The sequence below is a fragment of the Paenibacillus alginolyticus DSM 5050 = NBRC 15375 genome, assembly GCF_000422905.1.
Taxonomy (GTDB): Bacteria; Bacillota; Bacilli; order Paenibacillales; family NBRC-103111; genus Paenibacillus_E; species Paenibacillus_E alginolyticus.
Map to the genome: position 1 here is coordinate 1 of NZ_AUGY01000049.1, position 14,608 is coordinate 14,608.

Here is a 14,608-nt window from a genome sequence, read left to right on the forward strand (position 1 = left end):
CCATCTATAAGCCACAGATTGCTCCGTGTTTCATAATTCTCTCATGCGAGAAAACCAGTTATCCGGTCTTAGCTATCGTTTCCGATAGTTATCCCGATCTTATAGGCAGGTTACCTACGTGTTACTCACCCGTCCGCCGCTAGCTTACCCCGAAGGGTAAACCCGCTCGACTTGCATGTATTAGGCACGCCGCCAGCGTTCGTCCTGAGCCAGGATCAAACTCTCCATAATAGTAAAACTATTTGAAAGCTTAATTGCTCATTTGCGTTGCTAGCGAGATTTTGCAATCTCTTTTGAACGATTTCTCGTTCGTGCTTACTCACTCGTTGTTCAGTTTTCAAAGATCAATATTCTCTCTTATTTCTTCGCCATCCGTTTAGCGGCGACTTTTTTAATATACCACATCGACCTAGATGATTGCAAGTATTTTTTTGAAGAATTAGTAAAACCTCATCTTCACAATCAACTTGTTATTCTTCTTTTCGAAGGGGCGAGTTATAAAATACCATAGGATGAGAGGGTAAGTCAAGCACTTACCCTCTATTTTTTTTGCGCTTGATAGTTACGGTTTCTTGCATACTTTGATATTTCCTTTGGCGTCGCTATGCGAGCATACATCCGGAAGATCACTTTATATCTGGATTCTATGGCCCCTTTAATCTCTTGATCAATTCTTTTGTCATTGAGATCGAACAACATTTCATCTAATTCTTTACGAAGTACATAATCCAACTCTCTGCATTCCCGATCATTGAACAAGAATCCGAGCATACATCCATCCAAACCCCTCTCGACTGTAGAGATTTATGGCACTTACAGTTTGATTCAAAGAAGAGCCGACCTTTATGCGATCCGCTCTCCTTACCGTTTTACTGTTATGCTCAGATTTTGCCATTTTTATGACAAAACTTTTGAAAATATTTTACAGATGCACCAACCAGTATGTAAGTGTACTTTCAATAATTGCAGCAAAGAGCAGCAGTATTACGATAGATACGATTAATGGCTTTGTTAGATGGAGTGTTTTAATAAGCTCCGCACGAGCTGTTTTATATTTATCAGGTACAAAAATCTGTGCTCCTGACTTCCAAACTAACATACCTAATTTAAGTCCATATGCACAGGCAATTAAAATGACCGGAATCTCTATGATACCATGCGGAAGAATTCCCCTCAGAACAATGGACAGTGTGCTTTCATGCGTTTGTAAGGACAGTACATATCCGAGTATCATCCCATTAGCAATCAACATAAAAAGTGGCAGAACGCCAAGTAATAGGCCAAGAAAGATAATGACCACAGACTTAATGGCATTATTTAGAAAGATGAAAATAAAAAACCATAGTTGGGGATTTTCCTTATTACTTAGGGATTGACTTAATGATTTAAGCCCTTGCATCTGACCTTCTAAAAAGTGTGAAAATTGCGCTGAATTCACCCAACCTAGATAAAGACTAAACCCAAAAACTAAAACGACAACGATGAAGTAATGTTTCATTTCTTTAAAATGTTGGAACAATGGTCGAAATCTCATTTTGGTTCCCTCCAATTTCGGAAGCATAAGTACTGTGTACGAGCATACATTATTTACAAAAGAGTATACAAGCCTTGCCCGTATGTAAGGCTTAGAGGAGGTACAAGCTATTCATGAACTACTTTTTCGTTGTAAATGCTCGTAAGTTTAAACAATATGTATTTATCGCGCTTGCCATTGTGTTCGCTGCTGCTATTGTTTATTCGGAACAAAGCAATGTTTCCGTATTTTCCACTGCAGAGCCCTCCGCTATCTATAGCGTGCAGACCGAAAGAAAAGTCATTGCCCTGACCTTTGATATTTCATGGGGCGAGAAGCGTGCAGAACCTATTTTGAATATTCTCAAGGAAAAAGGTGTGAAGAATGCAACCTTCTTCCTATCCTCTCCGTGGAGCAAAAGCCACCCAGAGATTGTGGAACATATCAAAAAGGATGGTTTCGAAATTGGAAGCCATGGCAACAAACACGATAATTATAGTACGCTAAGTGATGAAGAAATACGCAAACAAATTACTACAGCCCATGGCATTTTAACGGAATTGATCGGAAAAGAACCGAACCTAATCCGCCTTCCTAACGGTGACTTTGACAAACGAGTGCTTCGAATTGCAGATGATTTGGGATATTCGGTTATCCAATGGGACACTGACTCTCAAGACTGGTTAAACAAAGGTGTTGATACCATCATTAACCGTGTAGTAACCAAAGCGCATCCAGGCGATATTGTGTTACTGCATGCCAGCGATTCGTCTCAACAAACACACGAGGCCTTACCAGTTATCATTGAGCAGTTAAGAGCTAAAGGATACGAATTCGTTACGGTTAGTGAGCTAATCAAACAAACCCAGGTGGAGACCAAACCAGTTGAAGACCAAGCAATGAAACATATTAATTAATGAGCTGATCTCAGATTCAAAAAAGAGCTAATTATATTAGCTCTTTTTGTTATCCAATATTTTATGTAGAATCAAAATTTGCCATGCATTACAAACAAGTAACGGAGCCAACATAAAAAGACTTGAAGCTGCGTTATCTAGCTTTAATGCAGGTACGGCTTCAAGAACCGAAACAGCGCACATAAAGAACAGCGTTGGGATAAAAGCATTCCTATTCGTCATCTTTACCTTCCAATAAGCAACTGCTATGGAAATTACCAATATGATTACTGGCAAAACGGTGTAACTCAAAACGGATCCTGTACCCTCAAAATTAGTCATTCTCAAATAAACGAGGTCAAACAAGACAACAATGACGACAGCCAATTGCAGAAGATCCCATACCGTCTTGGATCGGATGATACCCGCAGCAATAAACCTGACTATCAGATAGGCAAAAAAGCCCATTTGGCTCAGAACGCTTATTGTCGCACCACCAAGCAGCATATTTAAAACGTTAAATCCTACTGCCGAGAGCCCCATAACTGAAAATTCTTTGTCGGAATATTGTAAGATGAGTCCAATCCCTATAGATACAATCATTCCTAATAACAGTGTTGTCCAAAATAAGTGAAACCACTTCCGCAGCGTCAAGATCAATTACCTCCATACTTCAACTCTAATTGTTAATTGTACCAACGTTTACGATAAAAAGCCAATGAATAACCCTTATAATCTATCCCGAACCACACATACTAACAACTATTAAGCTAGGGAAGGGAGCATGCTTTTATGTCCATAACAAATCTGAGAAAGCTGCAAGTCCTACCACTCATTTCTATCGCTTTACTTCTCGCTTCGTGTGGATCAGATAGTTCATCAAAAGGTCAAGGTCAATCTCAAGCTAACACGTATAAAGAACAAAAGACCATGATTCTTGATATCTTGAAGTCAGAGGATGGGAAGAAAGCAATCAGTGCAGCAAACCGCAGTATAATGAATGGTGATGTAGGAGCCACCGGTGTAGCTGGACAATCTCAAATCAAACTTTTGTCTGCAAATGAATCTTTGCAGCTGCAGATGGCAGTTAAGGATGTACTCACAGCAAAAGAGAATAACGCGTTCCTCACGGATATGATGAAAGACCCTAAATTTGCCGGTGATTTTGCTAAGTCAATCCACACAGAGACCAAACAGATGTTCAAAGAGCTTTTAAAAGACCCGCAATATCAAAAATCACTCATTGATGTTATGAAAAACCCTGATTATGAAAAGATGATGCTGGATGTCATGAAAACTGCCGCATACCGCCAGCAAATGATGACAGTCATGGAAGAATCGATCCAGAGTCCTTTGTTCCGCTCACATCTTGTTGACCTTCTAAAGGCAGCTATAGCACAACAAAGTAAACCCGATCAAATGCCTACAGCTAAAAGTGCTCAACAAAAGGGCGGAGATAGCGGTGGTAAATCAGATAGCAGTGGAGATAGCGGCGGAGACAGCAGTGGAGGAGACAAAAAGAAAGATCAGAAAAGTGATTCGGGAGACTCCCAAAAGCAAGACAGCGGAAAGAAAAAGGATGACTTCAGCTCTTCAGATTCTTAAATATGAAATTAAAAGGGCACACGGATTTCTCCGTATGCCCTTTTATATCTATTGCTCTAATTTAGTAATGATGCTCGCAGCCATGTCCAAATAGATTTGTCCAGCTTTAGAGTCTGACTTGTAAACAGATGGTGAATAATCGATTTCCGAGACGTGATTGTCAGGTGCTCCAAGCGGAATCTGCGCTAATAATTCACTATGCAAATCGTCCGCAAGTCTAGCACCGCCGCCCTTACCGAATACGTAATCTATGCTGCCATCTTTACATTCATAATAGGACATGTTCTCGACAATACCTAGAATTTCATGGTTAGTTTGAATGGCCATCGCACCTGCTCTAGCAGCTACAAAAGCCGCTGTGGCATGTGGTGTTGTCACAATCACTTCTTTACTTTGCGGGATGAGCTGATGTACATCTAGCGCTACATCTCCCGTTCCCGGAGGAAGATCCAGAAGGATGTATTCAACATCTCCCCAATTAACTTCATTGAAGAAATTGCGAAGCATTTTCCCCAGCATAGGACCACGCCAAACGACAGGCGCGTTATCTTGAACAAAGAAGCCCATAGAGATTACTTTTACACCAAATTTCTCAACTGGCATAATGACATTATCGACAAGCTTCGGCTGTTCTTCTATGCCCATCATATCGGGGATACTGAAACCATATATATCAGCATCGATGATTCCTACTTTTTTCCCTTGGCGGGCTAAGGCAACGGCTAAGTTAACAGTCACAGTTGATTTACCCACACCACCCTTGCCACTTGCAACAGCTATAAATTCAACTGTAGAGGCTTCTCCCAAAATAGGTTGTTCGATTGGCGGTTGAATAGGTTGAGTTTTCTTCTCTGCAGCCGGTTGAACCGCATCTTTAATTTGATTACGCTCATAATCAGTCATGAGTCTGAAGCGAATATGTACTTGCGCTATACCCAATTTTTCTAAAGTTTGCTGAATATAAACCTTTGCTTTCTCTTTGAACGCCTCATCCTCGGTCGTGACAATTAAGCTTAAAGATACGTTATTATCTTTAAACATGACATCTCTAACTAAATTAAGTTCCACAACGCTTTTATTGTAATGAGGTTCCACAAGAGGTTGTAACGCTTCTAATAGTTGTTCTTTATTTATCATAGCCACACCATACCTTTATTCGGACATTGTAATTGTGGCTTTAATTATAACACATTTTGATTAAGAACCCACTTTTTCCCCCGCATAAAATCTTAAGATCCCTTGATAGACAGATGCTGCCACCATCTTCTGATATTTCTCATTTGCAAGAAGTCTTGCTTCTTCTGGATTTGATAGGAAACCCACTTCTACAAGTGCGCTCGGAATTTTCAACGTTTTCAATAAGTAAACAGTCTTGTCCGCCTGTTTGGCAACACGATCCGTATTCTCTAAGTTCTTCTTTAACTCCGATTGAATGAGTGCAGCTAAATTAGGGTTATTCGGATTATTCGGATAATAGAACGTTTGTGCGCCTCTCCATTTCTGAGAAGGTATGCTGTTTAAATGCACACTAAGAAACATATCCGCATTATTCTCATTGATGAGATCGGCTCGGTTGTGGAGATCTTGCGTCTTTCTTTTACTATATCCCTTCGTGCCGGATTCAGCCAAGTCGGTATCCGTTTCCCTTGTCATAATGACTATCGCACCCGCCTGCTGCAAATAATCGCGAATATGAAGTGTGATCGCTAAATTGATATCTTTCTCAACAACTCCTTCCTTACTGGCTGCTCCACCATCAGGTCCACCATGACCAGCATCCAGAGCAATTGTTTTACCTGACAAAGGTAAAGTCCAATCCGACCAAGTACTCGTTGCCGGCAGCTCATAGGCATAGATGAAAACGACAAGTCCAACCAGCAAGGTCGAGAGAACAAGCTTAAGACTACTGTTAAAAGTTAGCCAAACGACCAGCCTCTTCTTCCTTTTGCGCATAAAAAAATCCACCTCTGTTCCCCATAGACTCTGTATCATCTATATGGGACAGGGTGGACAAATATACCTTACTTAAACTTGATATTCAGGGTCTCTTAGACCTTCAATAAGAACCTGTGCAACTTCAGGACGAGTAAACTCAGGAGGCGGGCATTGACCGTCTCTAAGCAATCCACGAACCTTCGTGCCAGACAGATGCATATGGTGGGACTTATCATGAGGACAAGTTTTACTAGATGCCATATTGCCACATTTGGTACAAAAGAAACTGTGTTCAAAGAACAATGGAGTAATCCCGATTTCTTCTGCTGTAAAATTACTGAAAATCTCTTGTGCTTCATATGTGCCGTAATAATCGCCAACACCCGCGTGGTCGCGTCCTACGATGAAATGCGTACAACCATAGTTTCTACGCACAATAGCGTGCAAAATCGCCTCACGAGGACCTGCATAACGCATAGCAGCCGGATATACACCTAAGAAAGTCCGATCCTTCGGATAGTAGTTCTCGAGCAGTACCAAGTAACTTTTCATACGTACATCTGCAGATATATCATCGGATTTCGTCTCACCAACAAGCGGATTAAGGAAAAGGGCATCCACGATTTCCATGGCCGACTTTTGAATGTATTCATGAGCTCGGTGGACTGGGTTACGCGTTTGAAAACCAACAACAGTTTTCCACCCATTTTCCGCAAAAATGCGGCGTGTTTCGGACGGGTCGAAGTAAAACTCTTCAAATTTCTTAGGTTTTGGTCGGTTAAGCAGTTGGATAGGGCCTCCGATATTCGTAGAAGAACGCGAGAAGAGTTTATCTGCGCCTGGGTGAGCCATGTCATCCGTTTTGAAGACTTTAACTGCTTCATTCGTTTGATCAACTTTGTAGATACTTGTGGTGTCTAAAATAGCATAAACAATGTTATCCTCATCGCCAACAAGCGCTACTTGCTCTCCGATCGTGATGGTAGCTGCAAAATCAGGAGCAATGGACAGCGTAATTGGAATGCTCCATACTGTTCCATGCGTCAGACGCATAGTTTCAACTACAGAGTTGTAGTTTTCCTCATCCATAAAACCGGTAAGCGGTGAGAAAGCTCCTACTGCAATAAGATCCAGATCAGAAATCGTCCAAGAATTTACCCGGATTTGTTTCAAAGACGCCGCGCGTTTGAGCAGCTCTTCTCTTTGTTCTGCGGGAACCAATCGATTGATTAATTCGCCGCCATGCGGTTTGATCGTAGGCATCTACTAGCACCTCCATCATTTCGCTTCTTATTTATGAAGTCCGCATTCCGTTTTCTCGATGTTTGCCCAACGACCAGCACGCGGATCTTCACCTTCTGCCACTTGGCGTGTGCAGTGTGTGCAGCCTATACTTGGGTAATTGCGGTCATGCAGCGGGTTGTAAATGACATCGTTCTCGCGAATGTAATTCCATACATCTTCGGAAGTCCAACTTGCAAGTGGATTAAACTTAATAAGACCGAATTTCACATCGTATTCCACTTTTTTCGCATTTGCACGAGTAGGCGCTTGGTCGCGGCGAATTCCTGTGATCCATGCGTCATAGTTTTTAAGAACGTCCGTTAGTGGATCCACTTTACGAATGTTGCAGCATTGGTTTGCATCGCTTTTCCATAGCTCATCGCCATATTTCTCAGCCTGCTCATCAAGCGTAAGCTTTGGCAATACCTGTACGAATTTAGTGCCATAATGCTGTTCTAGGCGATCTCTCGTTTCATAAGTTTCTGGGAAATGCACATTTGTATCCAAGTAAAAAATATCTACATTTGGACTAATCTTTTGGAGCATGTCAACGAGCACAACATCCTCAGCACCGAAACTGCACGCCAGCGTCAAGCTAGCATATGTTTCAACCGCTAATTTCAAAACTGCTTGCGCTGATTGATTTTCAAATTCTTCAGCAGCTTTCGTAACAAACGCTTCTTTTTCAAAAAGATTCATAATATTACCTCCGCTTATTTAATTCCGAGTGATATCGTATGATTTATAAGTCAATTATAACTGAGATCTTTCTTCTGTCAATGGCTTTTTATCATTTTGGTATTAACTTCGCTGATTTTCTAACTATTCTTTACAAAATCGCTTTCCCGCACGTCGAAACGAGAATACTTTTCAACAAAACAAGTAAAACCATGTAATGATTAAAGAAAAAAACCTTTCCAGTGAATACTGAAAAGGTTTTTCTGAGCGCCATAGGCGCAAGATCTTAACGTTTGGAGAATTGAGGTGCGCGACGAGCGGCTTTCAATCCATATTTTTTACGCTCTTTCATACGGGAATCACGTGTTAAGAATCCTGCTTTTTTCAAGGATCCACGGTATTCCGGATCAGCTTTCAACAATGCACGGGAAATCCCGTGACGAATTGCTCCAGCTTGTCCGCTGATTCCACCACCATTTGCAAGAACTAGAACATCGTATTTACCGACAGTCTCAGTTAATGTCAATGGTTGTTTAACGATCAGTTTCAACGTTTCTAGACCGAAATACTCATCTAGATCACGTTTATTGATAATGATGCGTCCTTCACCCGGTACTAAGCGCACGCGCGCTACCGAGTGTTTACGACGACCCGTTCCATAATATTGAACTTGTGCCACGAAACGTTCCTCCTTATATTAACCGCGAAGATTCCAGACTTCTGGTAGTTGTGCTTGGTGCGGGTGCTCTGCTCCACCGTAGACTTTAAGCTTAGTTTTCAAGCTGTCGCCAAGACGGTTCTTAGGAAGCATACCGTGTACGGCAAACTCGATCATGCGATCAGGTTTGCTGTTCAGCAAATCCTGAGCAGAAGTCACTTTTAAACCACCTTGGTATAAAGAGTGACGGTAGTACATTTTGTTTTGCATTTTCTTACCTGTTAGCTTAATTTGGGAAGCATTGATAACAACAACGAAATCGCCAGTATCTACGTGTGGAGTGAACTCCGGTTTGTGCTTACCGCGGATAATGCTAGCAACTTCACTTGCAAGACGGCCAAGTGTTTGGCCTGCAGCGTCAACAATGTACCATTTACGCTCAACTTCATTTGGCTTAGCCATATATGTGGTGCGCATGCTTAATCCTCCTAGAAATATATCTCAATACATAATTATTATTGTTATTTACATAAATGATGGATGGTTGACGGCCATTTGTGATCAGGGGCTGTGGGGTAGCCGATCACGAAACGCCAAGTTATATTTTACACGAAACATCCGTAAGAAGCAAGTAGTGTTTTAGGCTATTTAATAGTCGACTCTCCATAACGTTAAACCCATAGCTTCGGCCGTAGGACCCGCCTGAGATCGGTCTCTAGCTTCGAGAATCCGCTGCATATCACTGCTAGGTCTCTTACCTTCTCCAATCTGAATCAGCGTTCCTGCGATGATCCTAACCATGTTATAAAGGAAACCATTACCCGTTACGATTAAACGGACCCGGGCGATGTTCCCCGTCGTAGATAACTCGTCAGCTTCCGTCTCCAGACGAACCTCATAGAGGGTTCTCACCTTTACTTCCTTATCTGTTCTCACCGTACAAAACGAAGTAAAATCATGCTCACCTAGCAAGCAAGGGAGCGCCTCTCTCATGGCTTCCACATTCAAATGCGTAGGATGATGGTATTCATAGTTGCGGTGAAAGACATCAGGGAAGCGCGCCGAGCGAATTGAAAAGCAATATGTTTTGCGTTTCGCGGCTTTGCGAGAATGAAAGGAAGGAAGGACTTCTTCCGCGGTATGTGCGACGATATCTCTGGGGAGTCTAGCATTGAGAGCTAAACACCAACGTTCCACTGGTATCTTAGAATTCGTACTGAAATTAATAACTTGGGCTTTCGCGTGTACACCGGCATCTGTACGCCCGGATGAGATGACTTTCACCCTCTCACCAGTCAACATGAAAACAGCCTGCTCTAAACGGTATTGAATCGTATCTGCTTTAGGCTGAATCTGAAAACCTGAATAAGCCGTTCCATCGTAACTTATAGTAAAACGTAGATTTCTCAAGGCTTGATCCTCCATGAGTCATCCTTCCTATCTTAAGTGATTAGCCTTAGCTAAATTCACTTCTAGAGAGCGTGCTAAGACTGCAAAAAAAGGGCTTCACCAGAATCTAACGATTCCGTCCACCCTTTCCCATCCGTCTTTATGCGCGATCTACTAGCTCTAGGTAAACCATTGGTGCTGCGTCACCGCGGCGTGGTCCCAGTTTAAGGATACGTGTGTATCCACCTGGACGCTCGGAGTAACGAGTAGCCAAATCGGAGAACAGTTTTTGAATCGCATCTTGATTCTCGTCTGCAGCTTCTCTACGAACAAAAGCAGCAACCTGACGGCGTGCATGAAGATCTCCGCGCTTCGCAAGAGTGATTAACTTCTCAGCGATGGAACGAATTTCTTTTGCTTTTGCTTCTGTAGTTTGGATGCGTTCATGTATGAACAGATCTGTAACCAGATCACGGAATAATGCTTTACGATTACTGGAATCGCGGTTCAACTTTCTGTAGTTCATTGAATTAACCTCCTTCTGACAAGATTATTCCTCAGTACGTAGTCCCAAACCCAGCTCTTCGAGCTTCTCTTGAACTTCTTCAAGTGATTTGCGGCCTAAGTTCCGAACTTTCATCATGTCTTCTTCTGTTTTGGTAATCAGCTCTTGTACGGTGTTAATCCCTGCACGCTTGAGACAGTTGTAAGAACGAACAGATAGATCAAGTTCCTCGATAGTCATCTCTAGAACTTTCTCTTTCTTATCTTCTTCCTTCTCTACCATAATCTCAGCATCTTTCGCTTCATCCGTCAAACCGACGAACAAGTTCAGATGTTCAGTTAAGATTTTGGCACCCAAGCTCACTGCTTCTTCTGGTCGAATACTTCCATCAGTCCACACTTCGAGGGTCAACTTATCATAGTTAGTCACTTGGCCGACGCGAGTATTCTCAATAGAATAGTTTACTCGGGTAATAGGCGTGTAGATCGAATCAATTGGAATCACACCAATTGGTTGTTCTTCATGCTTATTTTTGTCCGATTGGACGTAACCGCGTCCTCTGCCCGCATGAATCCTCATGTGAAGACGTGCGTCGGGAGACAAGGTTGCAATATGCAAATCCGGGTTAAGAATCTCCACATCGCTATCACCACGGATATCAGCCGCGGTAATATTACCTTCTCCTTCTGCATCAATTTCAAGCACTTTCTCCTCATCGGAGTGAATTTTCAACGATAAGCCTTTCAAGTTGAGGATAATTTCCGTTACATCCTCAAGCACGCCAGGAATCGTTGAAAACTCATGCAAAACGCCATCGATTTGGACAGAGGTTACTGCTGCCCCCGGTAAAGAGGACAGTAAGATACGACGTAGTGAGTTACCTAAGGTTGTACCATAGCCACGCTCCAACGGCTCGATGATAAATCTACCATAAGCGCCATCTTCACTTAATGCTACGGTTTCTATTTTTGGCTTTTCGATTTCGATCATGAAATGTACCCTCCATTCAATACGTCGTTTCCCTCTGGATACTTCGCCTGAAAATTTCATAGTATTCCTATCCTTCAAACCATTATTCACGATTTTGGAATAATTATACTACAAAGTGATCCTGAATTATACGCGACGACGTTTTGGAGGACGGCAGCCATTATGAGGAACCGGAGTCACGTCTTTAATCAGGTTTACTTCAAGACCAGCTGCTTGCAAAGAACGAATTGCTGCTTCGCGGCCAGCTCCTGGACCTTTAACCATTACTTCAACAGTTTTCAAGCCGTGCTCCATAGCTGCTTTAGCTGCTTTTTCAGCTGCCATTTGCGCCGCGAAAGGAGTACTTTTACGGGAACCTTTGAATCCAAGGTTTCCTGAACTTGCCCAAGAAATTGCGTTACCATGCGGATCCGTGATCGTTACGATCGTGTTGTTAAATGTTGAACGGATGTGTGCTACACCGCTCTCAATATTTTTCCGGTCACGACGTTTCGTACGGACGACTTTTTTAGGTTTTGCCATTAGCTCTAACCCCCTTTATTATTTCTTCTTATTAGCTACTGTACGACGAGGACCTTTACGTGTACGAGCATTAGTTTTAGTACGTTGTCCACGAACAGGAAGACCACGGCGGTGACGAAGACCACGGTAGGATCCGATTTCGATTAGACGTTTGATGTTTAGGGAAATTTCGCGGCGAAGGTCGCCTTCTACTTTAAGGGTTTTGTCAATTACATCACGGATCTTGCTCACTTCATCTTCAGTCAAGTCACGAACGCGAGTACTAGCGTCGATACCTGTGGAAGCAATGATTTTCTGAGCAGTTGTAGTGCCGATACCGAAAATGTAAGTCAACGCGATTACAACTCGTTTGTCACGAGGTAAGTCAACTCCAGCTAAACGTGCCATCTACAGATTGCACCTCCTTTTAACCTTGTTTTTGTTTGTGCTTAGGATTTTCACAAATAACCATGATATTACCTTTACGGCGAATAACTTTGCATTTTTCGCAAATCGGTTTTACTGACGGTCTAACTTTCATTTTTAAGCCCTCCTTATCATCGTAAGCAACCATGTTGCGTTTTCGGTTAGAAAACTTGCTTCGTAAGCATACGCCTTGAGAGAGTAACTTACATGTAAGCCGAACATTTATTTAAAACGGTAGGTTATACGGCCTCTCGTTAAATCATAAGGCGATAATTCTACGGTAACCTTATCTCCAGGCAAAATGCGGATAAAGTGCATTCTGATTTTACCGGATACATGGGCTAGGATTTTATGACCATTTTCCAATTCAACCTTAAACATTGCATTCGGAAGAGGTTCAATCACTGTACCTTCTACTTCAATTACATCTTCTTTGGCCACAGTCATTCTCCTTTCTCTTGTGCTTCATCTTGCATAAGTTCAACGAATTTGGCAATTGCGAAGCGCAACTTTCCATTAGTAACACGACCTGTTTCCCTAATGCTTGACTCCACTTCACTGCTAATCGTTTCTTGTAACTGAAGATGATTCAGGTTCTTCTTCTTCGGCTGATCGAATTTGCGATGATCACCGTCGGCAAGCCAGACAAAGCGATGATCGACAATTCCAATCACGACCGCATATTCTCCGGGATCTCGACCGCGAAGCACCTTTACGATTTGACCCACCTTCGGAATCTTGCTATCCATTCATCATCACCTACGATCTAGGCAAAGTTAATATTTCATAACCGGCTGCCGTAATTGCAATCGTATGTTCAAAATGAGCACATAGGGTCCGATCCGCAGTGACTACGGTCCAATCGTCTTCGAGTGTTTGGACAAATCTTTCGCCAACGACCACCATCGGTTCAATGGCTAGGACCATGCCTGGTTTGAGACGAGGACCTTTGTCAGGTACACCATAATTCGGAATTTGTGGCTCTTCGTGAAGATCCGTTCCGATACCGTGACCGACATACTCTATAACCACGGAGAAGCCTGCGTCTTCAATACAAGTTTGGATTGCATGCGACAACGTGTAGAGTCTAGCATCTGGTTTAGCTTCTGCTATGCCTCGATAAAGTGATTGTTCTGTTACAGCTAACAAACGTCTAGCTGTTTCAGAAATTTCACCGACAGGATACGTCCAAGCAGAATCTCCATGATAACCTTTATACTGAGCACCAATATCTATACTGATAATATCGCCCTCAGCCAGCTTTCTAGGACCAGGAATACCATGAACTAATTCTTCGTTGACTGAAGCACAAATGCTTCCAGGAAAACCGTTGTAGCCTTTAAAAGATGGAATCGCTCCCTGACTGCGAATGAATTCCTCTGCGATCTGATCAAGTTCTTTCGTTGTAATGTTCGGACGAATCGCCCTTGCCAATAAGCGGTGCGTTTCGGCTACGATACGACCAGCTTCTCGCATTAGGTCTAGTTCAACCTCGGACTTACAAATGATCATTACGCTAGACCTCGTAGCAGTGAGCTAATTTGTTCGGTTACCGCATGAATGTCTTGTTCCCCGTTAACCTCACGCAATAATTCCCTCTTTTGGTAGTAATCCAGCAGCGGAGCCGTTTTATTGATGTATTCATCCAAACGAGTTCCGACTTTCTCTTCCGTATCATCAGATCGTTGGTACAACTCACCCGAACATTTATCGCATACGCCTTCTTGCTTTGGTGGGTTGAAGATTACATGATACGTAGAACCACAGGATTTACAAATTCTTCGACCAGTTAGTCTTGCAAGCAAGAAACTGCGATCAACGGAAAGATTGATAACAACCTCAATCTTCTTACCTAATGAATCTACGATTTCAGATAACGCATCTGCTTGTGCAACTGTTCTAGGGAACCCGTCAAGCAAAAATCCTTTATCGCAATCCGGTTGGGCAAGACGCTCTCTCACAATACCGTTCGTTATTTCATCTGGAACCAGTAGTCCCTTATCCACATAACCTTTGGCTTCAACACCAAGTGGTGTACCTTGACTCATCGCCAAGCGAAAAGCATCTCCAGTTGAGATATGAGGAATTTGAAATTCGTTAACGATTTTTTCAGCTTGCGTGCCTTTGCCTGCACCAGGAGGCCCCATAAAAATTACGTTCACACTTAAAACCTCCCATCGCACTCGGCATTACGAACAGCACAATAGGTGCCGATGTCGCAGATATTG

General features: G+C 42.6%; 21 protein-coding genes and 1 rRNA gene. 2 read left to right on the forward strand and 20 right to left on the reverse strand.

Annotated features, from left to right (window positions below; translation table 11 throughout):
* The 3 genes from G519_RS0121325 to G519_RS0121335 all read right to left on the reverse strand — a co-directional run.
* Positions 1-231, reverse strand: a 16S ribosomal RNA gene (locus G519_RS0121325); the annotation flags it as partial.
* A gap of 309 nt (positions 232-540) precedes the next feature.
* Positions 541-771, reverse strand: a complete 231-nt coding sequence (locus G519_RS0121330; protein ID WP_029196431.1) for a regulator of G-protein signaling domain-containing protein — start codon at positions 769-771, stop codon at positions 541-543.
* Positions 772-922: 151 nt separating this feature from the next.
* Positions 923-1,534, reverse strand: coding sequence for a stage II sporulation protein M (locus tag G519_RS0121335; protein WP_029196432.1), 612 nt, complete (start codon positions 1,532-1,534; stop codon positions 923-925).
* A 113-nt stretch (positions 1,535-1,647) separates the two neighbouring features.
* Here G519_RS0121335 and pdaB point away from each other — a divergent pair, with 113 nt between their 5' ends.
* Positions 1,648-2,430 (forward strand): polysaccharide deacetylase family sporulation protein PdaB, encoded by a 783-nt coding sequence (pdaB, locus tag G519_RS0121340; protein ID WP_029196433.1) that lies wholly within the window; start codon positions 1,648-1,650, stop codon positions 2,428-2,430.
* 36 nt (positions 2,431-2,466) lie between these two features.
* Here pdaB and G519_RS0121345 read toward each other — a convergent pair whose 3' ends face one another.
* Positions 2,467-3,063, reverse strand: a complete 597-nt coding sequence (locus G519_RS0121345; protein ID WP_029196434.1) for a KinB-signaling pathway activation protein — start codon at positions 3,061-3,063, stop codon at positions 2,467-2,469.
* A gap of 138 nt (positions 3,064-3,201) precedes the next feature.
* Between G519_RS0121345 and gerD the strand changes: the two genes are divergently transcribed.
* Positions 3,202-4,014, forward strand: coding sequence for a spore germination lipoprotein GerD (gene gerD, locus G519_RS43945; RefSeq protein ID WP_051253567.1), 813 nt, complete (start codon positions 3,202-3,204; stop codon positions 4,012-4,014).
* A 48-nt stretch (positions 4,015-4,062) separates the two neighbouring features.
* Here the strand turns inward: gerD and G519_RS0121355 are convergent, their stop codons facing one another.
* The 16 genes from G519_RS0121355 to G519_RS0121430 all read right to left on the reverse strand — a co-directional run bounded on the left by G519_RS0121355 (position 4,063) and on the right by G519_RS0121430 (position 14,542).
* Positions 4,063-5,151, reverse strand: coding sequence for an Mrp/NBP35 family ATP-binding protein (locus G519_RS0121355; RefSeq protein WP_029196435.1), 1,089 nt, complete (start codon positions 5,149-5,151; stop codon positions 4,063-4,065).
* A 60-nt stretch (positions 5,152-5,211) separates the two neighbouring features.
* Positions 5,212-5,967, reverse strand: coding sequence for an N-acetylmuramoyl-L-alanine amidase CwlD (cwlD, locus tag G519_RS0121360; protein WP_029196436.1), 756 nt, complete (start codon positions 5,965-5,967; stop codon positions 5,212-5,214).
* A 72-nt stretch (positions 5,968-6,039) separates the two neighbouring features.
* Positions 6,040-7,212, reverse strand: a complete 1,173-nt coding sequence (gene sat / locus G519_RS0121365) for a sulfate adenylyltransferase (protein ID WP_029196437.1) — start codon at positions 7,210-7,212, stop codon at positions 6,040-6,042.
* A 27-nt stretch (positions 7,213-7,239) separates the two neighbouring features.
* Complete coding sequence (locus G519_RS0121370; protein ID WP_029196438.1) at positions 7,240-7,932, reverse strand: phosphoadenylyl-sulfate reductase; 693 nt, start codon at positions 7,930-7,932, stop codon at positions 7,240-7,242.
* Between the two features lie 265 nt (positions 7,933-8,197).
* Positions 8,198-8,590 (reverse strand): 30S ribosomal protein S9, encoded by a 393-nt coding sequence (rpsI, locus tag G519_RS0121375; RefSeq protein WP_029196439.1) that lies wholly within the window; start codon positions 8,588-8,590, stop codon positions 8,198-8,200.
* A gap of 18 nt (positions 8,591-8,608) precedes the next feature.
* Positions 8,609-9,046: a 50S ribosomal protein L13 gene (gene rplM / locus G519_RS0121380; protein WP_029196440.1), complete on the reverse strand. Its 438-nt coding sequence runs from the start codon at positions 9,044-9,046 to the stop codon at positions 8,609-8,611.
* Positions 9,047-9,217: 171 nt separating this feature from the next.
* Positions 9,218-9,979 carry a tRNA pseudouridine(38-40) synthase TruA gene (gene truA, locus G519_RS0121385; protein WP_029196441.1) on the reverse strand — a complete coding sequence of 254 codons (762 nt, stop codon included), beginning with the start codon at positions 9,977-9,979 and terminating at the stop codon, positions 9,218-9,220.
* Between the two features lie 139 nt (positions 9,980-10,118).
* Positions 10,119-10,484: a 50S ribosomal protein L17 gene (gene rplQ / locus G519_RS0121390; protein WP_029196442.1), complete on the reverse strand. Its 366-nt coding sequence runs from the start codon at positions 10,482-10,484 to the stop codon at positions 10,119-10,121.
* 24 nt (positions 10,485-10,508) lie between these two features.
* Positions 10,509-11,453 carry a DNA-directed RNA polymerase subunit alpha gene (locus G519_RS0121395; RefSeq protein WP_029196443.1) on the reverse strand — a complete coding sequence of 315 codons (945 nt, stop codon included), beginning with the start codon at positions 11,451-11,453 and terminating at the stop codon, positions 10,509-10,511.
* 126 nt (positions 11,454-11,579) lie between these two features.
* Positions 11,580-11,975 carry a 30S ribosomal protein S11 gene (gene rpsK, locus G519_RS0121400; protein WP_028557470.1) on the reverse strand — a complete coding sequence of 132 codons (396 nt, stop codon included), beginning with the start codon at positions 11,973-11,975 and terminating at the stop codon, positions 11,580-11,582.
* 18 nt (positions 11,976-11,993) lie between these two features.
* Positions 11,994-12,362, reverse strand: coding sequence for a 30S ribosomal protein S13 (gene rpsM, locus G519_RS0121405; protein WP_028557471.1), 369 nt, complete (start codon positions 12,360-12,362; stop codon positions 11,994-11,996).
* 19 nt (positions 12,363-12,381) lie between these two features.
* On the reverse strand, positions 12,382-12,495 hold the full coding sequence (rpmJ, locus tag G519_RS0121410) for a 50S ribosomal protein L36 (protein WP_029196444.1): 114 nt from the start codon (positions 12,493-12,495) through the stop codon (positions 12,382-12,384).
* Between the two features lie 107 nt (positions 12,496-12,602).
* The gene (gene infA, locus G519_RS0121415) at positions 12,603-12,821 is read right to left on the reverse strand and encodes a translation initiation factor IF-1 (protein ID WP_009676800.1); all 219 of its coding nucleotides are present in this window, start codon (positions 12,819-12,821) and stop codon (positions 12,603-12,605) included.
* Positions 12,822-12,823: 2 nt separating this feature from the next.
* Positions 12,824-13,129 carry a KOW domain-containing RNA-binding protein gene (locus G519_RS0121420; RefSeq protein ID WP_029196445.1) on the reverse strand — a complete coding sequence of 102 codons (306 nt, stop codon included), beginning with the start codon at positions 13,127-13,129 and terminating at the stop codon, positions 12,824-12,826.
* 10 nt (positions 13,130-13,139) lie between these two features.
* The gene (gene map, locus G519_RS0121425; protein ID WP_029196446.1) at positions 13,140-13,892 is read right to left on the reverse strand and encodes a type I methionyl aminopeptidase; all 753 of its coding nucleotides are present in this window, start codon (positions 13,890-13,892) and stop codon (positions 13,140-13,142) included.
* Positions 13,892-14,542: an adenylate kinase gene (locus G519_RS0121430; protein ID WP_029196447.1), complete on the reverse strand. Its 651-nt coding sequence runs from the start codon at positions 14,540-14,542 to the stop codon at positions 13,892-13,894. The genes map and G519_RS0121430 overlap by 1 nt, the downstream gene beginning before the upstream one ends.
* Positions 14,543-14,608 lie beyond the last annotated feature (66 nt).